Here is a 25,823-nt window from a genome sequence, read left to right as displayed (position 1 = left end):
AGCGTAACGCGGGCACCTGTTGCGATGGTGAGAAACTCCGTTAAGTAGCTTCCGTACAAATCAAAGGCCCTGATGGCTAGTCTAGTGACGCTTATTGCGCAGGCCGCTGTAGGGATCCTACAATTTTCGTCCGTGGCGGCGGCGGGGACATGCATGTTACTCGCCGGTAACATAATGCGGCTAGAGTGTCCCTATGACTTCAAGCGATGATGCTTTTCCTCCCACTGCAACGCCCTACCAAGCCGCCGGTTCGCTTCAGGGCCGCACCATTCTGATGTCCGGCGGGAGCCGCGGCATAGGCCTGGCGATCGCGCTGCGCGCGGCGCGCGACGGTGCCAACGTGGTGCTGCTGGCCAAGACCGGCCAGCCCCACGCGAAACTCCAGGGCACTGTCTTCAGCGCCGCCGGGGAGGTCGAAGCCGCCGGCGGAAAGGCTCTTCCCCTGGTCGGGGACGTCCGCAATGACGACGACGTCGCGCGCGCAGTCGCCGCCGCCGTCGAACGCTTTGGCGGGATCGACATAGTGATCAACAACGCGTCAGCCATTGATCTGTCCCGGACGGACGCAGTGGACATGAAGCGGTACGACCTCATGCAGGACATCAACGTCCGGGGCACCTTCCTGCTGTCCAAGCTGGCCCTGCCTGCGCTGCGAAAATCCGACGGCGGCCACATCCTCACGCTCTCGCCGCCCCTGAACCTTGACCCCAAGTGGGCAGGCATGCATCTCGCCTACACCATGGCCAAGTACGGCATGAGCCTGACCACCCTGGGCCTGGCGGAAGAGCTCAAAGCGGACGGCGTCCGCGTCAACTCACTGTGGCCCTGCACCCTGATTGATACCGCCGCCATCCGGAACATGCCGGGAGGGGAGGCGATCGTCCAAGCCGCCCGCGGCCCCCAAATCATGGCGGACGCGGCCCACGCCGTGCTGACCGGCAGCAACGTCAAGGAGGGCGCCGCGGCAACGGGGAACTTCTACACGGATGAACAGGTGCTTGCCGCCACGGGTGTGACTGATTTCCGGCCCTACAGCCTGGGCGCCGCCGAGGATCGGCTGGTTCCTGACATCTTCCTCTGATTTCCCTGGCTGCTGACCCGGATCGGCCGCTCCTGCCCGGCAACTCGATAGGATGCAACTATGGATGCCGCACGCCCTGACGAAAGCCCTGAAGCGCAGGAAAACCTGACCGGAGCGAAGGGGCTGCCGGAGCGCCCCGCCCTGGACCGGGATGCCCTGTCCAGCGTGGAATTCCTGTCCGCACACGGCATCTCCCAGCTTGAGGTGGTGGAGACCACCGGCTCCACCAACGCCGACCTCCTGCGCGCCGTCACCGTCGAGCCCAAGGCGTGGCAGGACCTTGCCGTCCTCACCGCCGAGCACCAGACGGCCGCCCGCGGGAGGCTCGACCGCATCTGGGAGGCGCCCGCGCGCAGCTCAGTCCTGGTCTCGATCGTCCTTCGACCCGTCAACGCGGACGGCCGGCCGCTGCCCACACAGACCTACTCCTGGCTCTCGCTCTTGGCCGCCCTCGCGCTCCGGGACGCACTGCTGGAGACTGCCGGGCTGCGGGCTGAACTCAAATGGCCCAACGACGTCCTGGTCCGGGGTAAGAAGATCGCCGGCATCCTGGCCCAGCTCGGTCCGATGGGGGACGGCTCCGTGCCCCCCGTGATCCTGGGCACCGGGCTGAACGTCACCCTGACCGAGCCGGAACTGCCGATCCCCACCGCCACCTCGGTTCAGCTTGAACGGGCCGGGACAGTGGACCGCACCGCACTCCTGAAAAGCTACCTGTCCCGCTTCTGTACGCTCTACCGCAGTTTCTGCAACGCCGACGGCGACCCCACAGCCGGTCTCGCCGGCGGTCCCTCACTCCACAAGCGGGTTGAAGCCGTCATGGTGACGCTGGGCCAGCAGGTGCGCGCGCACCTCCCCGGCGACCACGAAATCACCGGGCATGCGTCCCGGCTCGACGACTCAGGCTCCCTCCTGGTGGTGGACGCCTCGGCCCACGAGCATGTGGTGACGGCCGGCGACGTGGTCCACCTGCGTCCCTGGTCCCCGCCGGGGGCGTCCACGGAAAGCGGCAATGCGTAAAGACCTTCTGCCGGGGGAGCAGGTCATAGTCGTGACCCGCCCGCAGCCCAGGATGCTATTCATGCCGGCGGTGGTGTTCATTCTCGTCCCGGCGCTCGCCGCCTTCGCCAGCGCCTGGATCATCCGGGGCGGGCTGCGGAGCTTGCTTCCGGTGGTTTCCGCCGACTGGACCTTCTGGCTGGTGACCGGATGTGTGCTCGCCGCGCTGTGGGCCATGTGCGGCTATTGCCTGCCGCGGCTGCTGCGGTGGCAGGGCACGCGCTACTTCCTGACGAACCGGAGGATACTGGCGCGCTACGGCATGCTCCGCCGGCGCGACCAGCAGGTGTTCCTGGCGTCGGTGCGTAATGTCACGGTCACCCAGACCGTGCTCCAGCGGATGTTGCGCTCGGGGACTATATCCTTGGATGCCGGGCACCAATTCAGCGCCGTGCTCCGGGATGTGCCGGAAGTGGCCACGTTTCACAGGTTCGTACTGGACGCGCTGGACGAGCTTCCGAAGGAAGAGTTTTTTGAATGGGGTCACGCGGCGGACGAGTCCGACGCCGGGTTTCCGCGGGATGTGAGAGAAGGTGGAAGAGATGAGCGATGAGGATCAGCGCATGAGCCAGGGACAGGGTGCCGGCGAGGTGACCGATGCCGCCGTCGGGTCTCCTCCCACCGGAACCATGTCCGCCGAGCGGATAGCCATGAAGGCCCTGGAGACCAGGCTGCTCGGCGGTGAGCGCAAGCTGCGCCGCCGCGAAGTGGCCGGTGGTGCCGGACTCTCGCTGCTGTCGGCGCGGAAGCTGTGGCGCGCCCTCGGGTTCCCCAACCTCGGTGACGATGACGTTGCCTTCACCGAACGCGACCAGGCCGCCCTGAATACCGTGGTGGACCTTGTCCGCACCGGCAAGCTCACCGAAGAGGCAGCCATTTCCGTCACACGCGCCATCGGCCAGATGACCGACCGGATGGTGGTCTGGCAGATCGAGGCACTCGTGGAGGACATGGTCCATGAGCAGGGCGTCACGGACGCCATGGCCCGCAAGCGCCTCGTGAACGAGCTTCCCGCGCTTGTGGACCCGCTTGAGGAGATGCTCGTCTACTCGTGGCGGCGCCAGCTTAACGCGGCTGTCCAGCGACTGGCCGTCCGGGCCGAGGCCGGGCTTCAAGCCAGTGAGGAAGGCCGCGAAGGGGACGAGGACGACGCTCCGCTGCCCCTGGCGCGGGCCGTGGGCTTCGCCGACCTGGTGTCCTACACAAGCCTTTCCCGCCGGATGAACGAAAAGACCCTGGCCAAGCTGGTGCAGCGGTTTGAAAACAAATGCGCCGAGATCATCTCCGTAGGCGGCGGCCGGCTTGTGAAGACCGTGGGCGACGAAGTGCTCTACATCGCCGAGACCCCCGCGGCCGGCGCGGAGATCTCACTGGCGTTGGCTGAGGCCTTCACCAGGGACGAAATCCTTCCCGAGGCCCGGGTTGCGATGGTGTGGGGACGGATTCTGTCCCGTCTGGGCGACATCTACGGGCCCACAGTCAACCTTGCCGCGCGCCTGACGACGCTGGCTGATCCGGGCACTGTGCTGGTGGACTCCATGACCGCCGCCGCCCTCGACCGGGACGAGCGCTTTGTCCTCCTCCCCAAGGAAGCGGAGAACGTCCGCGGCTTCGGCGAGATCCAGCCCGTGATGCTGGCACGGGGCCAGGGCAAGGGCCTGGTCCTGGACTGAGGCCAGTGGGCAGCCCTCCCCATCGCGGATCGCAGCGCCCGTGGGTAGGCTTGCCGGGTAACGGAGAGCCCCGCACCGGGCTTTCCTTGGACAAGCCGCCAGCGCCCATGTAATAGTCGAAACTCAGAATTGTTCCGGCGTCTCTATGGGGGAGTGGCGGAATGTCACGGCCTCTGGTGTTCACCAGGGGCCCGCAGGCTGCACTCAGGCGGCTGTGATTTCGGGGGAATAATAACGCTGTGTCAACTTTGTTCGGCAGGCTGGGGCTCAGGAACCGCCGCAACAAGCTCATCACCGGTACCGTTTTTTCCGCGGCCGCAGCAGCCCTCGTGGCCGGCGCCGTCATCTACCCTGGCTTCAAAACCACCGAGGTGGACCTGAACGACGGCGGCGTATGGGTGGTCAGCAAGGCCCGTAACGCCGTGGGCCGGCTGAACTACCCGTCACGCGTCCTGGACGGAGCCGTGACCCCGGCCAGCACCACGTTCGACGTCCTGCAGAACGCCGGCAAAGTGTTTGTTGATGACGCGTCGGGCTCAACCCTGAACCAGGTTTCTGCGGCCAACATGCGGCTGGGCGGGGACAAAAAGCTTCCGGGCTCTGCGCAGGTCAGCTTCGGCACAGAGGTCATCTCCGTCACGGACCCCGCCGCCGGCAAGATGTGGGCGATGTCGCCGTCAACCGTCAATGCCTTCGATGAGGAGTCCAGCGATCCGGCGGTGGCGGGCTCGCAGGGGCTGGTGTCCGCCGTCGGGTCCGATGACAGGGTCTATTCCGCGGATCCCAAAACCGGGCAGGTGACGGTCACCGCCGTGAACTCCAACGGCGAACCCACCGATACCCAGTCCAGCACGTGGAACGGACTGAAGGGCGCGGGCGATCTCCAGCTTGCTGTGGTGGGGGACCAGCCGGTGGCCCTGGATGCCGCCGCCGGCCGGCTGTTCCTTCCGGGCGGCCGCGAGGTGGCTTTGCCGGACGCGCGGGACGCGAAGCTCCAGCAGTCCGGTCCGGCGTCGGAGTCCGTGGCCTTGGCCACTCCCAAGGCGCTGCTGAAGCAGCCGCTGGACGGCTCGACGGCGAAGACCGTCACCTTTGGCGGGCAGGGCGTTCCCGCTGCCCCCGTGCAACTTGGCGGCTGCGTGCACGCCGCCTGGTCCGGTGCAAACAAGTATGTCCGCGACTGCGCCAACGACTCGGACGACAAAAACGTGGCGGTCCCCAAGGCCAGCGCGTCGCCAAGCTACGTGTTCCGCGTCAACCGTGACGTCGTGGTGCTCAACGACGTCAATTCCGGGAACGTCTGGCTGGTCAACCAGAACATGCAGCTGGTCAACAACTGGGACGATGTGGTTCCGCCGAAGAACCAATCCGATGACCAGGACGAGGAATCCGCGGACAACAACACCATCAACATCCTGCCGGACCGCACCAAACCGAACCGTCCCCCGGTAACCAAATCCGACGCCGTCGGCGTACGGCCCGGCCGCACCACCGTCCTGAGCGTGCTGGACAACGACTCCGACCCCGACGGCGACGTCCTCACCGCCTCCGTGGGGAACGAGAGCCCAAAATCGGGGAGCCTCGAAAGCATCTACGGCGGATCAGCGTTCCAGATCACCGTCCCCGCCGACGCTGCACCCGGGACGGAGGCCTTCGACTACAGCGCGGCCGACGGCCGCGGGCTGTCTGCCGGCGGCAAGGTCACGCTGAACGTGGTGGGCCCGGACGAGAACAGGCCGCCGGCCTTCAAGCGCGGCGATCCCACCACCCTGCTCGTGGAGCAGGGCAAGACCGTGAGCCAGAACATCCTCACGGACTGGGCGGATCCCGACGGCGACGACCTCGTCCTCATGTCAGCGACCGCCGATAACGAGCAGGACCAGGTGAAGGTCCGTCGCGACGGGCTGCTCACCTTCCAGGACTCTGGGGCAACTGCCGGCAAGAAAAGCGTCACGGTATCCGTGTGGGACGGACGGGCCACCACCACCGGAAAAGTGGTGGTGAACGTCCAGCCGCCTGGCGCCCTGGCGCCCGTCGTCAACGCCGACCATGTGACCGCCGTCGTCGGCCAGGACCTTGTCATCGCGCCCCTGAAGAACGACGTCGACCCCAACGGCGGCGCCCTGCGCCTCGCTCAGGTGGAGGCCAGCGGGCCCGCGGAACTCGGCCCCGTCACGGACGGCGGGACCTTCACCTTCCGCAGCCGGACTCCCGGCCCCGTCTACCTGACGTACATTGCCAGCAACGGTCCGCAGAGCAGCCAGGGCTTGATCCGGGTGGACGTCGAATCAGGCAAGGACACGGGAAAGCCCGTGGCAGTGCACGACGTCGCCCTCATGCCGGTGGGCGGCAGTGTGCTCCTGGACCCTCTCGCCAACGATTCCGATCCGTCCGGCGGCGTCCTGGTGCTGCAATCCGTCTCACTGCCGGAAAATACCACCGCGTCGGTCAGCGTGCTCGATCACAGCGTCCTGCGGATCACCGACATCGCCGGCGCCAAGGACCCGTTCCTGTTCCGCTACACCATGTCAAACGGCAGGACGTCCGCCACAGGCAGCGTCTCCGTTGTCCCGGTTCCCGCTCCTGCGGTGGTGGAGGCGCCGCAGCCCAAACCCGATGAAGTCAACGTCCGCGTCAACGACGTGGTCACCATACCCGTGCTGGACAACGACACCCATCCGCAGGGCGAAAAACTGACCGTGGACCCGCTCCTGCCCCAGCCCGTGGCCGCCGAGGACGGCAAGAGCTTCGTGTCGGAAAATACCCTCCGGTTCATCGCCGGAAGCCAACCCAAGACCGTGCGGGCCATCTACAACGCCGTGGACCCGCAGGGCCAGAAGAGCGCTGCAGCCGTCACCATCCACATCCTGCCCCTGGAGGGTGCCGAGAACTCCCGTCCGCAGCCCAGGAACCTGACAGCCCGCGTAGTCGCCGCAGGCACCGTGCGCATCCCGGTGCCGCTGGACGGCATAGACCCCGACGGCGACTCCGTCCAGCTCACCGGCATCGACAGCACGCCCGGCATGGGCACCGCGACGGCCGGAAGCAACTTCATCGACTTTGTCGCAGCCGGAGACGGCGGCGGGACAGATTCCTTCCGCTACAAGGTGGTGGACCGGCAGGGGGCCGTGAACACGGGCACCGTGACCGTGGGCATCGCGCCGCGGGGCGATACCAACCAGAAGCCCACGCCCGTGGACGATGAGGTCAAAGTCCGCCCCGGCCGGCAGATCGCCGTTGACGCCGCCGGCAACGACACCGACCCCGACGGCGACCTGATCCGCATCCTGGGCGACGGCATCGAGGCGGACGCCGCACTCAAGGCCGAAGTCAGCAAGCAAAGCGGCCGCATTCTCCTGCAGGCACCCGCAGCTGAGGGCACCGTCAACGTCCGCTACACCGTCGCCGACGAGCGCGGCGCCTCTGCGCAGGCGGCCATCACCATGCAAGTGGACAGCAAGGTCCCGCTCCAGGCGCCCATCGCCAGGGATGACCGGGTGACGTCTGCCCAGACCCTGGGCAAAACCGCCGTCGACGTCCCTGTGCTGAAAAACGACGAAGACCCGGATGGCGTCGGTGAGAACCTAAAGGTCACCAGCGGGAGCGAAACCGCCCGCCCGGGCAAGGACGGCAACATGATCGTCGAACTGACCGAGCAGCCGCAGTTGGTGCCGTACAGCGTCGAGGACGTTGACGGCAAGAAGTCCACCGCGATTATCTGGGTGCCGGGCATCGGGCAGCAGGTCCCGACCCTCGCCAAGGACGACGTCCTGGAGGTCATTGCCGGCCAGTCCGTCACGGCAAACCTGGCGGAGTGGGTGAAAGTCCGGGAAGGCCGTTCACCCCGCCTGACCCAGACCGACCGGATCAAGCTCATCGGGGCGGACGGCAGCGACCCCGTGGCAGGCAACGGCACCGCAGTCAAGTACACCGCAGGCAAGGATTACGTGGGCCCGGGGTCCATCAGCTTTGAAGTCACGGACGGCTCTGGCCCTGATGATCCTGCCGGCCTGAAGTCCACCCTGAGCATCCGGACCAAGGTCCTGCCTGATCCGAACCGAAACAACCCGCCTGCGCTGCTGGGCGGAGCCGTCGACGTCCCGCAGGGCGACTCAGCGCGCACAGACCTGGCCGGGCTGACCTCCGACCCGGACCGGGACGACGTGCCGAACATGAAGTACGAAGTCCTCGGCGCGGTGCCGCAGGGCTTCAGCGCGGACATTGACGGCGCATCCCTGAAGGTCTCGGCGAGGGACGGGGTGCGTCCGGGCGAGGCCGGCTCTGTGCAGGTCAAGGCGAAGGACCCGCGCGGGCTGGAAGCCGTCGCAACGTTCCGCCTCTCTGTCACTGCCTCCAACCGCGCCAAGGCGGTGGCCAACGACGACATCGAGGCCGATGCGGCGGCCGGCAAGCCCGTGACTGTGAAGGTGCTGGCGAACGACTCCAACCCCTTCCCGGACGTGCCCCTCAAGATCATTGGCGTGGCGACCGAAACCGGCCAGGGCTCGGCGGCCACCTCGGGGGACTCGGTGACGGTCACGCCGTCGGCCGGTTTTTCCGGAACGCTCATTGTGTCCTACACCGTGGCGGATAAGACCGACGAAGCCTCCCGCTACGCCACGGCCCGGATCCGGCTGACTGTCAAGGACAAGCCGCTTGCGCCCACCACGCCGCAGGCGCAAAGTGTCGGTGACCAGACCGCCCTGCTGAACTGGACCGCACCCGCGGACCGCGGCTCACCCATCACCAAGTACACGGTCTACGGCGAGGGCGGCTACCGGCAGGATTGCCCGGCCAACTCGTGCACCCTGAACAACCTGGTGAACAACACCAAATACCACTTCCAGGTCACGGCCACGAACGACTTCGGCGACTCCGATCGTTCGCCGGTCTCGGCTGAGGTCCGCCCCGACGTCAAGCCCGACACCCCTCTTGCTCCCGCGATGAAGTTTGGCGACAAGCAGCTCACCATCACGTGGAAGGCGCCGGCCAGCAAGGGCTCGCCGGTCAAGTCCTACGACCTCGAGATTTCGCCGGCGCCCGCCGGGCAGAATGCGCAGATCCAGAACCTCACGGCCGCGACCTACGTCTGGAAGGGCCTCCAGAACGGCGTTGCCTACAAAGTGCGCGTCCTGGCCAAGAACGACGCCAAGGACCCTTCCGAATGGAGCCCCTACTCCGCCGCGGAAACCCCAGCCGGAGTCCCCGTGACACCGGCCGCGCCGACAGTTTCCGGCGCCGGTTCCGTGGGCAACCAGAGCCAGCTGCAGGTGAACTGGACCGCGCCAAACAACAACGGCGACGCCGTGTCCGCCTACACGCTGACAACACTGCGCGGAGGGACCGCGGTCAAGAGCCAGCAGGTGGCTTCCGGAACGTCCCTGAACGTTTCGGTGGCAAACTCCGAAACCGACTACACCTTCACTGTGTCGGCCACCAACAAAGCGGGAACGTCCGGGACCAGCGCCCAGTCGGCGGCCATACGCGCTGCAGGAAAGCCGGGCACGGCCAACAGCGGCAGCGTGCGCGCGCCGGGAAACAGCGGACAGCTGGACGTGACGTTCACGCCGCTGACCGAAGCCCAGCGCAACGGCTCCCAAGCCGATGAAATCCGCTACCGCTGGTCCACCGCCTACGGCTCAGGGCCCATTGCCGCCGGCGGAGGAACCATCACGAACCAGCCCAACGGCAGGAACGTGACAGTCAACATCATCGCCACGTCCACTAAGAACAACGTGTCCGGGGACGCCAAGGCGATTGGATCAGCAGTGCCGTACGGCCCGCCCGCCACGCCGGCGGTTTCCGGCGAGACGTCTGCCAAGGGAGACCCCCAGGTGCACTGGACATGGAGCGCACCCAACAACAACGGGCGGCCCATCAACCGCTATGAGGTCAACTATGACGGCACCGGCTTCAAGTCCGTCGGCCTGACCCGGCAGTACAACCACTCCGGCGGCGGCTGGGGCCAGCGGCATACACTGGCGGTCCGCGCCTGCAACGGCACCAACGGGATCAAGGACTGCGGCGCGGCCGACACCGCAGCCTCCACTTCGGGGGCCGATCCCGCACCTCCGCTGACTGAGGTCAGGGTCAAGAGAAGCGACAACAACAGCTGCCCCGGCAAGCCAGGCGTCCCGGACCGGTACAACGCCGCAACCCGCAGCTGCGGCGGGAGCGACGCCAACTGGGTGTCCTATTCGGACGGCTGGATCGCCACACCCTGCTGGGCCGACATCTACAACAACAACGGCCGGTGGTACAAGATGAACGGCGGCCCGCACTCCGGCTGGTACGTCAAAGGCATCACGGTGGACGTCAGAGGCCCCGGCGTGGGCCAGTGCTGATCCCTCGAGCCACGCAGGACACATGAAGCATCACGGATTTAGCTTGCAAGTGCAGGCCGGACGGAAGAGGACCGACACATGACCATGACAACCGAGCAGGCCGAGTGGTTTGCAGCCACCTTTGAGAAGCTCGTGGCCAACGTGGGGCAGGCGGTTCTGGGCAAGGCTCACGTCATCCGCCTGACCTTCACAGCCATGTTCGCCGAGGGGCATGTCCTGTTCGAGGACGCCCCAGGGACCGGTAAGACGTCGCTGGCTCGCGCCCTGGCAGCGACTGTCAAGGGATCCAACAACCGTATCCAGTTCACCCCGGACCTGCTGCCCTCGGACGTGACGGGCGTGACCATCTACGACCAGAAAACGCAGAAGTTCGAGTTCCACAAGGGCCCGGTCTTCAGCAACATCGTCCTTGCCGACGAGATCAACCGCGCATCGCCCAAGACCCAGTCGGCGCTGCTTGAGGTCATGGAGGAATCCCGCGTTACGGTGGACGGCACCACCTACGAGGCCGGCCGCCCGTTCATGGTGATGGCCACCCAGAACCCGATCGAGCAGGCCGGCACCTACCGGCTGCCCGAGGCACAGCTGGACCGCTTCCTCATCAAGACCTCCATCGGGTACCCGGACCACGCCTCCACGGTCCAGCTGCTGGGCGGCACCAACCTCAGGGACCGCTCCAAGGGCCTGCAGCCGGTCATCACCACCCAGGCAGTGGCGGACATGGCCGACCTCGCCGCAACCACCCACGTGGACACCGCGGTGCTCGAGTACATCTCCCGGCTCTGCGAGGAGACGCGCAATGCCCCGGAGACCCGCCTCGGCGTTTCCGTCCGCGGCGCGCTGGCCATGGTCCGGGCAGCCAAGGTCTGGGCGGCGGGCCAGGGGCGCAATTTCGTCCTGCCGGACGACATCAAGGACCTCGCGGCGGTGGTCTGGACCCACCGCTTCGTCATGGACCCCGAGGCCGAGTTCTCCGGGGCCACCCCTGAGGCCGTCCTCTCCCGGGTACTGGCCGACGTCGCCGCTCCGCAGCAGCGCGCGGCAGTCTAGGACGCGGCCCCTAAAGCACGGCAGCTACCGAACCGACACCCACCGAAGCATCGCTAACAAAGGTTTCCACATGTCCTCCGGCACTCCCTTTACCAGGCTTGCTGACCGCATCCGCCGGCCGTTCGGCGAACGGCGCCCCTTCGGCGAAGGGCGGCCCGTCACGAAGGCAGGCGGGCCCGGCAGGCTTCACCCGTCGGCAGTATGGTCAGAGGCCGGCAGCATAGCCGGCCTGGCCCTGGTTCCGGCCTGGCGTGCGGTCAGCCGGTGGTGGACACGCCGTATCCAGCCCGTGCTGGCGGTCGTGAGCGTCCTCGGCTGGTCTGTTGTCGGGGCAGCGGTCCTCCTGTGGACTGCCGGACAGGCTTACGGCTGGCAGGAGGCCAAGGCCGCGGCCATCGCAGCGCTCGTGCTGTTCGTCATCGCCGTCGGTTTTATCCTGGGCAGGTCCTCGTACGGCGTCCTGCTGGATCTGGCCCGTACCCGGGTGGCGTTGGGGGACAGCGCAGTGGGGAGCATTGTGGTGTCCAACACCTCCGCGCGGCCTCTGCTGCCCGCAGATCTGGAACTGCCGGTTGGCTCGGCGACGGCCGTCTTCCACCTGCCGCGCATGAAGCCGCAGCAGGTGCACGAGGACCTGTTCACCATTCCCACTGCACGCCGTTCGGTCATCGTGGTGGGGCCCGTGCGTTCTGTCCGGGCCGATCCGCTGCACCTGCTGCGCCGCCAGGTCCTCTGGACGGAGCCCGAGGACCTCTACGTCCACCCGAAAACGGTGGCGCTGGCCGGTTCCGCGGCCGGATTCATCCGCGACCTTGAGGGCATGCCCACCACCGATCTTTCCAGCGCAGACGTATCGTTCCACGCGCTGCGCGACTATGTGCCGGGCGATGACCGGCGCCACATCCACTGGAAGACCACCGCGCGGACCGGCAAGCTCATGGTGCGCCAGTTCGAGGAAACCCGCCGCGCCCACCTGGCCGTCTCACTGTCCATCAACACCGATGAGTACGCCTCCGAACACGAATTTGAAATGGCCATCTCCGCGGCAGCCTCGATCGGCCGGCAGGCCATCCGCGAACAGCGCGAACTGGACGTCCTGACACAGGCGGGGCCGCTCCGCTGCGAGACGGGCCGCACCATGCTCGACGGCATGACCCGGATCGTGGGCACCCCGCTGCGGAAGACCGCCGTCGACCTCGCCCGGACCCTGGCGGACACCGTCCCCAACGCGTCCGTCGTGTTCTTCGTGGTGGGCAGCCGTGTGACGCCAACCCAGCTCCGCTCTGCGGCCGCCTCGGTGCCGCCGGGCGTCCGCAGCCTTGCCGTGCGGGTGGACGAGCATGCTGCACCGGCGCGGGCGAATATCGCCGACCTTACGGTGCTGACCCTCGGCGACCTGTCAGACCTTCCCGCCGTCCTGCGAAAGGCAGCCGCATGAGCCAGGCAACAGGACTCCGACGGCGGCGGCAGGCTTCGCCGCCGTCGTCCGCCTTCGCCGGCGGCCAGCCGCCGTGGCATTTCCTGCTCGACGCCGGTGCGCTCACCGTCCTGCTGGGCCTTGGCGTCCTCGGGTTCAGCCTCAGCTTCGGCGGCGACCCGTACTATCTCGTGGCAGGATTCGGCGGCATCATTCTTGGCCTGGCCATTGCTGCCTGCAACGCGCATTTCCGGCTGGGGCTTCTGATCACCACCGCCCTGGCACTCGGCGCGTATCTGGTTTGTGGCACCGCCCTCGCCGTGCCGGGCGCAGCCATCGCCGGAGTCATCCCGAGCCCGGACTCGCTTCGGACGCTCCTTCTGGGAGTCGTTTTCGCCTGGAAGGACATGCTCACCGTCGGGGTTCCGGTGGGTACGGCCGGGGGAGTGCTGATCGTCCCCTTCCTCAGCTCGCTCATCGCCGCGGTTGCCGCAGGAGTGCTGACCTGGCGGCTCAGGAGCCCGTACTGGCCCCTGCTGCCCGTGCTGCTCCTGTTTGTCACCGGCATCGCCTTCAGCACCAATGCGGGGTTCCTGACGGTGGAAAGGGGCGTTGCCCTGACTGTGGTGGCCATTGCGTGGGCGTCCTTCCGCCGGGACTGCCTGCGGAGCACCGACACGCGCAAGGTGTCGGTCAACCGTCCCCAGCACGACGCCGATACCGCCGCACGGGTCCGGACGCGGCGGCTCGCTGCGGGGGCCGCCGTCATTGCGGCGACGGTGGGCGTCACGGCAGCTGTATCGCCACTGATCTCCGCAGGCGACGAACGCAGGGTCTTGCGCAACGTTGTTGTGCCGCCGTTTGATCCCAAGGACTACGTCACGCCTTTGGCGAGCTTCCGCAACTTCGTCAAGGACAAGAAGGACGACGCACTGTTTGTCGTCAAGGGGCTCCCCAAGGATGCCCGCGTCCGGCTGGGCGCGCTCGATGCCTTTAACGGCACCAACTACACCATGGACCCGAACGGGTCGGGCAACTTCAGCAAGGTGGGCGACGCCAAGTCGATCAACACACTGGCGGATCCCACGGGAACTGTCCCCACGAACGAGTACACCCTGGACATCACGGTGGCGGACTACCAGGGCTACTTCGTTCCCGGCGGCAGGAAGACCACCGGCCTCAGCTTCGCCCCGGGCTCCGCGAGCGCTGCGTCAGGGCTGTATTTCAATTCCGGAACCGACACGGCAGTGACCACGAAAGGCCTGTCCACGGGTGATTCCTACACCGTCCAGGTCTCGGATCCGGTAAAACTCGAACACGGCCAGCTGACCCAATACGACTTCGCCAAGGTGACGCTCCCGGACGCCTCCGAGGTCCCGCCGGTGGTTGGTGCCCAGGCCAACGATCTCTCGGCCGATGCCCCCACGGCCATTGACCGGGTCCGGCAGATCGAAGCCCATTTCCAGAAGGCGGGTGCCTTCAGTAACGGACTCATCGCTGACGGACAGCTGCCGAGCGTGTCCGGACACAGCGCCGCCCGCATCCGCGACCTGCTGACTGCCAAGCAAATGCTCGGCGACGACGAACAATACGCCGTGGCCATGTCCCTCATGCTTCGCCACCTGGGGATGCCCGCGCGCGTGGTCATGGGCTTTTACCCGGACCCGAAGAGCCCCGAAAACGGTGCCGGCGAAATCAAGATCCTGGGCAAGGACGTCCATGCCTGGGTGGAGGTGGCCTTCGACCGTGTCGGCTGGGTCACCTTCGACCCCACGCCGCCCAAGGACAACATCCCCATCCCGCCGGACCCCGAAAATAAGTCAAAGCCCAAGCCTCAGGTCCTGCAGCCACCGCCCCCGCCGCAGGAACCGGCCGATCTTCCACCGGACTCCTCACCTGACGCGCTGGACGCCGACGAAAAGAAGAACAACCCGTGGCTCTTTTGGGGACCGATCCTCAGCGCCATCGGCATTGCCATGATTCCGCTCGGAATCCTTGCCATCCCGCTGGTGCTCATCGCCCTGCTGAAGTCGCGGCGGCGAAGGGCCCGATTCACGGACGGACACCCTGCGCAACGCGTGGGCGGCGGCTGGAACGAGGTGCTGAGTCTGGCCACCGACATGGGCGCGGCCGTGGACAGCCGCGCGACGCGGCGTGAGTCGGCAGCCATGGTCGCCGAGACCTTTCCGAGCACGAGTGCCACCACCACACTGCTTGCGCACCGGGCGGACGCTTCGATTTTCGGCGCCGGCCAACCCAGCGAGGAAGATGTCCGCGAGTATTGGACCATCGTTGACGGGTCGCTCAAGGAAATGACTGGAACGGTGGGCTTCTGGCGGCGCCAGCAGGCGCGCTTCTCGCCGAGATCGCTGCTGGGCGACGCCCGGAGCGCTCTCAACCGCCGTCGCGCCACCAATGTCAGGGGCGCCTTCAATGCGAGGGGCGCCTTCAGTGTCCGGCGGCTGTGGGCGTCGGCCACAGTGCGGCGCACGGCAGCCGGGGACGCCGGGAAGCAAACAGACCATGCCGGGACCGATCATGACTAACGGCTCGACGGAGCAGCGGAAGCGCTGCGGCCGCTGCGGGCAGCCGGTCCGAGCCGGCGCAAGCTACTGCGCCGCCTGCGGGGCGGCGACGCACCCGGCGAAATTTCCCGGTAGCATCCCGGTAGGGCAGGGGGAAGGAACGGAAATGGGAGCCAAACTGGAGCTGGTCCCGGCCGCGCCGGGCAAGCGCCTTGGCGCGGCGGTGCTTGACTGGCTGGCACCCGCGGTTGTCCTGGTGGTCCTCTTCTCCCTCGGGTTCGCCAGTGTCACGAGTTCGCGCAGCGGCGGCTTCATCATCTATGACACCGGAACGCTGGTTCTGCTGGGAAGCATCGCGGTGGGCCTGACCCTCATCTACGTGTTCGTCCTTGCCGGCTTCGAGGGCCGTTCCGGCAACACCGTTGGCAACCAGCTCATGGGCATCCGCAGTACAGACAGGGACGGGTACGCACCCGGCACGGGCGCCGCCTTCCTCCGGGGGACCGTCACGGGGGCCGGGGTGCTGCCGGCAGTCCTCGCCGCCGCCGTGGTGGTGTTTTTCAAGTGGTTCGACTCAGCCCTGTGGATCCTGGTTCCCCTTGCCCTTTTGGGATGTGCGTGGGCTTTCCTCGTGGTGCTGTCCAGCTCCTGGGACAGGAACGACGGGCTCCAGGGCTGGCAGGACCGTGCCGCGAAAACCCTCGTTTTTGACGTCACCGCCGGACGCAATCCCGTAACGTCGGGTGGCATCCAGGGACCGTATAGCTTCGCCCCGCTGGACCTTCCTCCCGTCCAGCAGGTGGCGTCACCGGTGGCTGTGGCCACCAGGACCGGCGGCCATGTGCACGACGCCGTTCCCTCCGTCAGCCATCCGGACGACGGCGTGGACCGCACCCGGCTGCGCGGTGTCGGGCAGGATGCGCCCATTGCGGTGCTCAGGATACGGCTCGACGACGGCCGGGACTTCCGGCTGGAGCGGAACGCGCTGATCGGGCGCAATCCCGCTGCCGGTTCCGGAGAGTCACAGGCGCAACTGCTCGCCGTGCCGGATCCCGGGCGGACCATTTCGAAGACCCACCTGCACCTGCTCACCGATGGTGCGGGCGTCTGGGTAACGGACCGGAATTCCACCAACGGCAGCGCCGTCACCACACCGGACGGCGTCCGCACGGCCTTGCAGCCGGGCGTCCCCTCATTTGTCAGCCCCGGAACCACCGTTCACTTCGGGGACCGCACCTTTACCGTAGGACAAGCATGAACTCACAGCAGGCAGCCCGCACCGAACCGGCCGGAAGCACGCCAGGCCTTAGCCTGAGCTACGGCTATGGAACGGACCGTGGCCTGCGCCGCGAGCTTAATGAGGACTCGTTCATTGCCTCCGACCCCGTATTCGCCGTGGCAGACGGAATGGGCGGCCATGAGGCAGGTGAAGTTGCGAGCGGCATGTGCGTGCGGGCCCTGGCAAAGATGCCCCAGCTGGCCACAGGAGCGCGGACAGCCACGGCATCGGTGGTGCAGCAGTACCTTGCCATGGCGGACGATTCCATCCGCACTGCGACCGGATCGCGGGCGGGCACCACGCTGACCGGCGTGGTGGTGGTGGAACAAATGGGCATACCCTACTGGCTGGTCATGAATGTCGGGGACTCCAGGACCTACCGGCTGAGCCAGGGCACGCTCACCCAGGTCAGCGTGGACCACTCCGAGGTCCAGGAGCTTGTGGACAGCGGGGAGATCACCGCCGAGCAGGCCACGGTCCACCCCCGCCGCCACGTCGTGACCCGGGCTCTGGGCACGGGCGATGACACGGAAGCCGACTACTGGCTGCTTCCGATCGAGGAGGGTGACCGTGTCATGGTCTGCTCGGACGGGCTTAACGGCGAGCTCTCGGACGACCAGATGCTCGGCGTCCTTAGCTCGGCAGCAGACCCGCAGGAGGCCGTTGACCTGCTGATCCAGGCCGCGCTGCGGAGCGGCGGCCGGGACAACGTTACGGTGATAGTGGTCGATGCCCGGAACGTCCTCAATGAAGATGGCGTCTCCACCACGGCGCCGAGGACGGCCTCCGCGGCGGAAGATGAGGACACGCTGCCACGTCCTGGGGGAAGGGATGGCTCTGCCGACAGCACCGAAGCCGCCGGAACTGAGGAAAATGCGCATGGCCGAAGCTAGCTACGTCCCGGGCGGCTGGTTTGGGCTGGTTCGTTCCGGTACGGCGGTCATCCTGGGCCCGGGATCCCCGCCGACACTCATCAGGACTGTATGGGAGCTGCTCCAGAACGGGCCCGAAGTGCACGAGGTGCTCCACGCCGTGACGGGCGGGCTCGGCATTCCGCTGTCCAGCTGCCCGCCGTTTGGGATCATCGGCTTCCGTGAATCACTGCGGGTCTTCCTCCGCGGCGACCTCGACCTCAGCGTCACCCTCCCGGCCGGACCGCTGAAGCTGGACGGCCGAAATGTCACCACCTGGACCGAGCGATGGCTGGACTCCCCGGAGCGGTTCAGCCTTTCGGTAACGGGCGAGGCGGCCCAGTCCGGCGGGTTCGGTGCGTTGGAGTTGCCCGTGGCCGACGGCGTGGTCCTTCTCCAGGCCCTGCGCGTGGACGTCGCTGGCACCGGAACCGCTGCCGTGACCGGGGCCCTGACGGAAGCTTCGGCGGAAACCATGGTGGGGCTGGAAGAGACAGGGCTGCAAGACGCGCCGCTGGACGACCCGCCGCTGCAAGCCCCGCCGCTGGAAGACGACGGAAATCCGGCGGAGGCGCCGTCGCCCGCCACGGAAGCCACGAGTTCGTACGACCATCTGTGGGAAAAAACCGTGATGCGGAGCATCGAGGATGCGGCCGTCCGCACCGGGGAGGACGACGACGGCGGGCCTCAGGCAGTCGCTGCAGGCGTGGAAACTGAGGTTCCTGGCGCCGGGTTTGCGCATGAGGAGGACGTTCCTGCCGCACCAGCCGAGAGCCGGCCAGCGCCGCAAGCGGTGAGTCCGCCAGCGGCGCCAGAGGTGAGCCCGCCGGCGCCCGGAGGGTTGATTGATTCCGTGCCATGGGTCACCGGCGGTGAGAGTGCCCCGCGTCCGTCCGCGCCGCCGTCGTTCATCGCCATGCCGGTTCACCGCGCCACCGCGGCGGAGACGTCACAGCCTGCGCAAAGCCAGCCTGCGCAAAGCCAGCCTCTTCCAGCCACGGCCGGAGCGTCGGCCGGGGCGCCGGCACCGCCCTACTCCGCCGAGGGCGACCACGACGGACAGACCGTACTCAAAAGTGAATTCAGGGCCGCTCGCGCGCAGGCTCCGGCCGCGTCCGGCGCAACGCCCGGGGACGGCCCGCTGGTCCTGGCGCGCGTGTGCGGCTCGGGTCACGCGAACCCGCCCACCAGCGCCCAGTGCTCCAGCTGCGGCTCGCCGCTTCCTGACGTTGCTGTCCAGACGCCCCGTCCGCGGCTGGGACTCGTGCGGCTTTCCACGGGGGAGGTGATCGAGCTGGAGGAATCGCTGGTGATCGGGCGGCAGCCGTCCGTGTCCCGGGTTCAGGGCGGCTCCATGCCCCGGCTCATCCAGGTGGCCAGCCCCGGCGGCGACATCTCACGGTCCCACGTGGAGGTGCGGCTTGAGGGCTGGCACGTGATGCTGTGCGACCTCAAAGCCACCAACGGCACGGTGCTGATCCGCGAATGGCAGCCGCCGCGGCGCCTTGCCCAGAATGAAATGGCGATCGTCCTCGACGGCGACATCGCCGAGCTTGGCGACGACGTTTCGTTGCGTTTTGAGGAGATCCTTTGAGTTCCAAGCGGCCCGCGGCCCCGCCGCCCCGCCTGCCCGGTTTCACTTACGTCAGCCTGCTCGGATCGGGCGGGTTCTCGGACGTCTATCTGTATGAGCAGGACCGGCCGCGCCGCAAGGTGGCGGTGAAGGTACTCCTGTCGGGGCTGAAAACGGAGGATGCGCGGCGGAGGTTCGAGTCCGAGGCCAACCTGATGGCGCAGCTATCCTCGCACCCGTTCATCGTCACCATTTTCGAGGCCGAGGTTACGGCCGACGGGCATTCCTACCTCGCCATGGAGTACTGCTCGCGGCCCAGCCTTGACGTCCGGTACCGCGGGCAGCGCTTCAGCGTGGACGAAGTCCTGGCCATCGGCATCCAGGTGGCGTCCGCCGTCGAAACGGCACACCGGGCCGGCATCGCGCACCGTGACATCAAACCGGCCAACATCCTGGTCACCGACTACAACCGGCCGGCGCTGACAGACTTCGGCATCTCCGGAACGCTGGGCAGCGACGCGGAAGAAGACGCCGGTATGTCCATTCCGTGGTCGCCTCCGGAACAGTTCCGGGAGGGAACTGTCGACGGCGTCATGGTGGACGTGTGGGCGCTGGGCGCCACGCTGTACACGCTGCTCGCGGGACGCTCACCGTTCGTCCTGCCCGGATCGGACAACTCCCAGCGCGAGCTGATCTCGCGGATCACCGGCATGCCCGTCCCGGGGCTGGGCCGGGCCGACGTGCCCGAGTCGCTGGAGCTCGCCCTGGCAACGGCGATGGCAAAGTCGCCGGCCTCCCGCTATTCGTCCGCCCACGCCTTTGCCCTGGCAATGCAGCGCATCCAGGCGGAGCTGAACCTGTCCGTGACCCCGTTCGAGGTCCTGGAGGAGCGGCAGCAGGAGGACGTCCACCCCGACGACGGCGTCGAGGAAACCCGGGTCCGCAACGTTGCCTCGGTCGACCCGGAGAAAACAGGAAGCGCGCCCACCTTCCCGGCCCGGACCAGGCCCCTGAAAAGCGAAGTACCGGCACCAGCTCCCTCCGCCGCACCAGTTCGCCCGGCCGTGCCAGCCGTGCCAGCCACAGAGACCGCCGGCGGCGATGACTGGGCCCAAGCCACGGTCCTCCGGAGCAACCCGGCCGGGAGCGAGGGCGAGCCGAAAAGCGAAGAGCCCGCGCCGGATCACGGCAAGCGGAACCTCTGGCTGGCCATCTCCGGCGGGACGCTCCTGGTGCTCGCGATCATCGTGGGGATCGTGGTGGCGTCAGCTGCGCCGCAGCCCAAGGTCCTGCCCAGCGAACAGCCCAGCAAGCCGCCGGCGGACGCCCTGGACGACGGGTCCGTGCCGGACGTCGCCAGGCTTGCGGGCAGCGCTGCTGCCGGCAAGGTCCGGTTCACGTGGACCAACCCGCAGCCGAAACCGGGAGACACGTACAAGTGGAGGATCAAGACCGTCAAGGGCGGCGGGAACTACCTGTCAACGTCCGCGACGCGCGTGGACGTGAGCCCCAATCCCGATGAAGCCACGTGCGTGCAGGTGATCATCGTGCGCAGCGACGGCTCGGCGTCGCCGGCAGGGGAGGATTCCATCGCGTGCGCCTGACGCCCCGCACCGAAGGCCCGGCACCAAAGGCCCCGCAGCCGCGGACAGCATGATGGCTCAGCAAAGCATGAACAGCCCAACAAGGAGACACGGAAAAATGGGAGATCTGGCGGTAGATTTCTGCGGCGAGTGGTACGAGCCGTCGGATGACGACGTCTTCAGCATCGGCCGCGAAGGTGATCTGGAAGTGGATGACAACCCGTACCTGCACCGGCACTTCCTGCAGATCGCCCGGTACGACGGCATCTGGTGGCTCAGCAACGTGGGCAGCATGCTCTCCGCCACCGTGGCCGACGCCTCCGGCGGCATGCAGGCCTGGCTTTCCCCGGGCGCCCGCCTGCCATTGGTCTTCAGCCACACCAACATCATCTTCACGGCGGGCCCCACGACCTACGAATTCGCCGTCCACCTGAAGACGCCCTCGTTCCGGCAGGAAACCCGAAGCGAGGACACCGCCGGCGACACCACCATCGGCCCGGTGGTCTTCACCGACTCCCAAAAGGCGCTGATCGTCGCGCTCGCCGAACCCATGCTGCGCCGGGAAGGCACCGGATTCAGTGCCATACCGTCGTCCGCGGCTGCCGCCAAGAACCTCGGCTGGGCAATCACCCGGTTCAATCGGAAGCTGGACAACGTGTGCGACAAGCTGGACCGGGTTGGCGTGGCCGGGCTCAGGGGAGGTGGCGGCAAACTGGCCACCAACCGGCGCGCCCGGCTCGTGGAGCATGCTGTCACCTCGCACCTGGTGACTCCTGACGACCTGCACCTGCTCGACAAGATGAGGGGGATTGACGAAGGATGAGAATCCGACTGACGCTCCGGCGCGAGCCCGCCAACGCCAAAGACCTCGCCGTCACGGTGGACGGACTGGCCACGGTGGCCGACATCGCCACGGAACTCTGGACTGCGGACCCGGGTCGGCGGCGCGAACCCGCCCCGTCCAACCTCTCACTCAGGATTGACGAGGCGTTTGTGGCCGGCGGAATGCGGGGAATCGTCCTCAACCGGGGCGACATCCTGCTGGAGTCCGGCCTGAGACCCGGATCCGTCGTTTCCCTGACCCAGGTCAGCGACCAGTTCGGCACCGCGGAGGCCGGCGGGTCCGCTGCCGGCCGCGGCCCTGCCGCCGCGACGCTCCGTATTTTGTCCGGGCCCGACGTCGGGCGCGAGTTTTCGCTGCCGTCCGGCACCAGTTACATAGGCCGGGACCGGGACGCGGACATCCGGCTCACGGACCCCCTGACATCGAAGCGGCACGCGCGCATCACCGTGGGGGAGAGCGTCGAGATCGTCGATACGAACTCCGCCAACGGGCTCCTGCTGGGTGGGCTGCCTGCCACCCGTGCCACGCTCAGCTCCTCGGACACCGTGACGTTGGGGGACACGGAGATCACGGTGGTGCCGCTGGCACGCAGCGGCGCGGCAGCACCGACGTCGCCCCTCGTTGATTTCAACCGGTCACCGCGCGTGGTTCCCCGGTTCAATCCGTCCAAACGCGTGCCGCCCGCGGGACCAAAACGCCAGGACCATCACCCGTTCCCCTACATCATGCTGATCGCCCCGCTGATGATGGGGGCCGTCCTTTTCGCTGTGACCCAGAGCTTGCTGTCGATGCTGTTCGTGCTGATGATGCCGTTGTTCATAGTGGGGCACTACGTGGACCAGAAACTGCAGACCAAGCGGGAACGGAAGGAACAGCTCAAGGAGTACCGGGAGTCCATGGCGGCGTTCCGTCAGGACATCGTTGCGCTTCAGCAGGTGGAACGAGCCGTGCGGCTGCAGGAGGCCCCGTCCGTCAGCGACACCGTCGACTCCATCTACAAGCTCGGCCCCCTGCTTTGGACGCACCGGCCCGAGCACCCCGGCTTCCTGGGCCTCCGGTTCGGGCTCGGGACGGCGCCGTCACGGGTTCCGTTTGAGGAGCCCAACTCTTCGGAAACGGAAGCGGAGTACCGGCGTGAAATCCAGGACTGCCTGGACCAGTTCCGGGACATCGAGGGCGTGCCCATCCTTTCCCAGCTGCGCTCCGCGGGGTCGTTCGGCCTGGCCGGGCCGCGCGGGCTGGTGGATGACGTTGCCCGGGGAATGGTTCTGCAGCTTGTGGGCCTCCATTCGCCGGCCGAAGCCGTGGTGGCAGCCATCACCTCCGCCCGTTCCCGGGAACGCTGGAACTGGCTGCAGTGGCTGCCGCATGTCGGCTCGAGCCACAGCCCGCTCCCTGGTGACCACCTGGCGGCCGGTTCTGCCAGCGGCGCAGGCCTGCTGGCGCGGCTCGAGGACCTGGTGGAATCACGCGAAACCGCCATCCAGTCGACCGGTCCTGCCCACCGGCCCGGCACCCACGAGGAAAACGGGGACGTCCCGGCTCCTGTGCTGCCATCGGTCCTGGTCATCATTGAAGACGACGCACCAGTGGACCGCGGACGGCTCACCCGTTTGGTGGAACGGGGGCCCGATGCCGGTGTGCACGTTCTGTGGGTGGCCACCGGCGTTGAGGCCCTTCCGGCCGCGTGCCGCGACTTCATGGAGGTCGACGGCGAACACGGCACCACCACCGGACAGGTCAGGTTGGGACGCCACACCTATCCCGTGAGCTGCGAGAGCCTCGACGCCGAACTCGCCGGCCAGCTGGCCCGCATGCTCTCGCCCGTGGTGGACGCCGGAAAACCCTTGGAGGACGACTCGAACCTGCCGCGGGCAGTGTCTTACGCGGCGCTGATCGGCAAGGACTTCCTGGACAACCCGGACGTCGTGGCCGAACGGTGGCAGGAGAACAACTCCGTCCGCTCCATCGCCGTCGCAAACCGCAAGGACAACGGGTCGCTGCGTGCACTGGTGGGCTCCAAAGGCATCGAGCCGCTTTACCTGGACCTCAAGAATGAGGGGCCGCACGCCCTGGTGGGCGGCACCACCGGCGCCGGCAAGTCGGAGTTCCTGCAGTCCTGGGTGATGGGCATGGCCACCGCCTACAGCCCGGACAGGGTCAGTTTCCTCTTCGTGGACTACAAGGGCGGCGCCGCGTTCGCGGACTGCCTCCACCTGCCGCATACGGTGGGCCTGGTCACGGACCTTTCCCCGCACCTGGTGCGCCGCGCCCTGACATCCCTCCGCGCCGAACTTCACTACCGGGAACGCCTGCTGAACAGGAAGAAAGCCAAGGACCTGCTGGCCCTGCAGCGCGAGGCCGATCCTGAAGCGCCGCCGTACCTGGTGATCGTGGTGGACGAGTTCGCGGCGCTCGCCACCGAGGTGCCGGAATTCGTGGACGGCGTGGTGGACGTCGCCGCCCGCGGCCGGTCCCTCGGGCTGCACCTGATCCTCGCCACCCAGCGCCCCGCCGGCGTCATCAAGGAGAGCCTGCGCGCCAATACCAACCTCCGGGTGGCGCTGCGCATGGCCGATGAGGACGACGCCACGGACATTCTCGGCGTCCCGGACGCCGCGTATTTCGACCCGTCCATTCCCGGGCGCGGCGCAGTAAAAACCGGCCCCGGCCGCATCCAGGGGTTCCAGACCGGCTATGCCGGCGGCTGGACCACCGAGCGGCCTCAGCGTCCGCAGATCGACATTGTGGAAATGGCCTTCGGCTCCGGGCCCGCATGGGCCGCACCCGTGCCTGAAACTGCGGCCAAGGAAGAGCCGGCCGGGCCCAACGACATCGCCCGGATGACGGCCAACGTCATCCGGGCGGCCGACATGCTGGCCATTGCGCCGCCCCGAAAGCCGTGGCTGAACGAACTGGCCATGACCTACGATTTCTCCCTGCTGCCAAACCCCCGCACCGACGAACGGCTCCTGCTGGGAGTTGCCGACGACCCTGCGCGCCAGGACCAGCCCACCGTTTTCTACGAACCGGACAAAGACGGCAACATGGCCATCTACGGCACGGGCGGTTCCGGCAAGTCGGCGGCGCTGCGGGGCATTGCCATTGCCGCAGCCGTCACTCCGCGCGGCGGCCCGGTTCAGGTCTACGGCATTGACAGCGGCTCCGCCGGACTGAAGATGCTCGATGAGCTGCCGCACGTGGGCGAAATCATCGACGGCGACGACGCCGAACGCGTGGGCCGGCTCCTGCGCTGGCTGCACGACCTTGCCGAGGACCGGGCCTCCCGCTTTGCCGAAGTCCGGGCGTCCACCATCGTGGAATACCGGAAGCTGGCCGGACTGCCGGACGAGAAACGCATTTTCGTCCTCGTGGACGGCATGTCCGCTTTCCGCGAGGCCTACGAATACACCCGGCTGTCCGGGCTGTGGGATATTTTCCTGCAGCTGGCCACTGACGGCCGTCCCTTGGGCATCCACCTCATCGTTACCGGTGACCGCCCCAACTCCGTCCCGCCGTCGTTGCTTGCCTCCATCCAGCGGCGGCTGGTGCTGCGGCTGTCCTCGGAGGACGACTACATGTCGCTGGACGTCCCCAAGGACGTCCTGGGCCAGGCGTCACCTCCAGGGCGCGGACTCCTCGGAAGCCACGAAGTGCAGCTTGCTGTCCTGGGCGGCAACTCCAACTTGGCGCTGCAGGCGCGCGAAGTCCACAAGCTGAGTGAGGCCATGCTGCGCCAGGGCGTCGAAAGGGCACCGCGGATCGAACGCCTGCCGGAGCAGGTGGATCTGGATGTCCTGCCGGCCGGACAGACTGACCAGCCGGTGATCGGCGTCGACGACGAAACGCTGCAGCCCGCCGCGCTGATGGCCAAGGGTCCGCTGCTGCTGGCCGGCCCTCCGGGTGCCGGGCGGACCGTGGCGCTGGTGACGCTGGCTTACGCGCTGCGCCGTTCGAACCCGGACACCGAGCTGGTCTACATCGCCTCGCGGAGATCCGCGGTCGCGTCACTGCCCGTCTGGAGCCGCTCCCTCGTCGGCGCGGACGACGTGGAGGAGGCGGTCGATGAGCTCACGGACCATTCCTCAGCCAACCCGGGAAAGCTCGCCATCTTCATCGAGGGGCTCACGGAATTCACGGACACCCTTGCCGAATCCGGCCTTGAGCGGCTGGTCACGTCCTCGGTCAAGGCGGACCAGTGGGTGGTGGGCGAATCCGAGACCTCCACCTGGTCCTCGGCATGGTCCCTGGCCCAGCCGTTCAAATCCGGGAGGCGGGGACTGCTGATCAACCCTGGTGATATGGACGGCGACAGCCTGCTCAACACCCCGCTCGGACGGGTCGGTTCCGACTTCATTCCGGGCCGGGGCTACATCGTGGGCAGGGGCAAGGTGCGCAAACTTCAGATCGCGCTGCCGCCGGAAGACCGGAAGTAAGAAATTTGGCGATCCACGGAACCCTATAGGAAGATACCCGGGACACAA

14 protein-coding genes are annotated in these 25,823 nt (G+C 67.3%); all 14 read left to right on the top strand.

Annotation, left to right across the window (positions count from 1 at the left end):
• Positions 1 to 193 precede the first annotated feature (193 nt).
• The 14 genes from AC1D14_RS02555 to AC1D14_RS02490 all read left to right on the top strand — a co-directional run bounded on the left by AC1D14_RS02555 (position 194) and on the right by AC1D14_RS02490 (position 25,775).
• Positions 194 to 1,081 carry an SDR family oxidoreductase gene (locus AC1D14_RS02555; protein WP_476968013.1) on the top strand — a complete coding sequence of 296 codons (888 nt, stop codon included), beginning with the start codon at positions 194 to 196 and terminating at the stop codon, positions 1,079 to 1,081.
• Between the two features lie 60 nt (positions 1,082 to 1,141).
• The gene (locus tag AC1D14_RS02550; RefSeq protein WP_476968012.1) at positions 1,142 to 2,101 is read left to right on the top strand and encodes a biotin--[acetyl-CoA-carboxylase] ligase; all 960 of its coding nucleotides are present in this window, start codon (positions 1,142 to 1,144) and stop codon (positions 2,099 to 2,101) included.
• Positions 2,094 to 2,693, top strand: coding sequence for a PH domain-containing protein (locus AC1D14_RS02545; RefSeq protein ID WP_230119910.1), 600 nt, complete (start codon positions 2,094 to 2,096; stop codon positions 2,691 to 2,693). Before AC1D14_RS02550 ends, AC1D14_RS02545 begins: the two co-directional genes overlap by 8 nt.
• A gap of 10 nt (positions 2,694 to 2,703) precedes the next feature.
• Complete coding sequence (locus tag AC1D14_RS02540) at positions 2,704 to 3,813, top strand: adenylate/guanylate cyclase domain-containing protein (RefSeq protein WP_230119924.1); 1,110 nt, start codon at positions 2,704 to 2,706, stop codon at positions 3,811 to 3,813.
• A 239-nt stretch (positions 3,814 to 4,052) separates the two neighbouring features.
• Positions 4,053 to 10,157 carry an Ig-like domain-containing protein gene (locus tag AC1D14_RS02535; protein ID WP_476968011.1) on the top strand — a complete coding sequence of 2,035 codons (6,105 nt, stop codon included), beginning with the start codon at positions 4,053 to 4,055 and terminating at the stop codon, positions 10,155 to 10,157.
• Between the two features lie 78 nt (positions 10,158 to 10,235).
• Entirely contained in the window at positions 10,236 to 11,207 is a 972-nt protein-coding gene (locus tag AC1D14_RS02530; protein ID WP_476968010.1) for an AAA family ATPase, read from the top strand.
• Positions 11,208 to 11,277: 70 nt separating this feature from the next.
• Positions 11,278 to 12,645: a DUF58 domain-containing protein gene (locus AC1D14_RS02525; protein ID WP_476968009.1), complete on the top strand. Its 1,368-nt coding sequence runs from the start codon at positions 11,278 to 11,280 to the stop codon at positions 12,643 to 12,645.
• Positions 12,642 to 15,170, top strand: a complete 2,529-nt coding sequence (locus AC1D14_RS02520) for a transglutaminase-like domain-containing protein (protein ID WP_476968008.1) — start codon at positions 12,642 to 12,644, stop codon at positions 15,168 to 15,170. The genes AC1D14_RS02525 and AC1D14_RS02520 overlap by 4 nt, the downstream gene beginning before the upstream one ends.
• A 145-nt stretch (positions 15,171 to 15,315) precedes the next feature.
• Positions 15,316 to 16,407, top strand: coding sequence for an RDD family protein (locus tag AC1D14_RS02515; protein ID WP_476968007.1), 1,092 nt, complete (start codon positions 15,316 to 15,318; stop codon positions 16,405 to 16,407).
• Positions 16,404 to 17,321 (top strand): PP2C family protein-serine/threonine phosphatase, encoded by a 918-nt coding sequence (locus AC1D14_RS02510; RefSeq protein WP_230119904.1) that lies wholly within the window; start codon positions 16,404 to 16,406, stop codon positions 17,319 to 17,321. The genes AC1D14_RS02515 and AC1D14_RS02510 overlap by 4 nt, the downstream gene beginning before the upstream one ends.
• Positions 17,308 to 18,933, top strand: coding sequence for an FHA domain-containing protein (locus tag AC1D14_RS02505; protein WP_476968006.1), 1,626 nt, complete (start codon positions 17,308 to 17,310; stop codon positions 18,931 to 18,933). The genes AC1D14_RS02510 and AC1D14_RS02505 overlap by 14 nt, the downstream gene beginning before the upstream one ends.
• On the top strand, positions 18,930 to 20,516 hold the full coding sequence (locus AC1D14_RS02500; protein ID WP_476968005.1) for a serine/threonine-protein kinase: 1,587 nt from the start codon (positions 18,930 to 18,932) through the stop codon (positions 20,514 to 20,516). Before AC1D14_RS02505 ends, AC1D14_RS02500 begins: the two co-directional genes overlap by 4 nt.
• Positions 20,517 to 20,613: 97 nt before the next feature.
• Positions 20,614 to 21,318 carry an FHA domain-containing protein gene (locus tag AC1D14_RS02495; RefSeq protein WP_476874926.1) on the top strand — a complete coding sequence of 235 codons (705 nt, stop codon included), beginning with the start codon at positions 20,614 to 20,616 and terminating at the stop codon, positions 21,316 to 21,318.
• The gene (locus tag AC1D14_RS02490; RefSeq protein ID WP_230119900.1) at positions 21,315 to 25,775 is read left to right on the top strand and encodes an FtsK/SpoIIIE domain-containing protein; all 4,461 of its coding nucleotides are present in this window, start codon (positions 21,315 to 21,317) and stop codon (positions 25,773 to 25,775) included. The genes AC1D14_RS02495 and AC1D14_RS02490 overlap by 4 nt, the downstream gene beginning before the upstream one ends.
• Positions 25,776 to 25,823 lie beyond the last annotated feature (48 nt).

It is taken from the genome of Arthrobacter sp. P1_B11, assembly GCF_056406715.1.
Note: the sequence above shows the minus strand (reverse complement) of the source record. Positions and strands in the feature narration are given on the sequence as shown.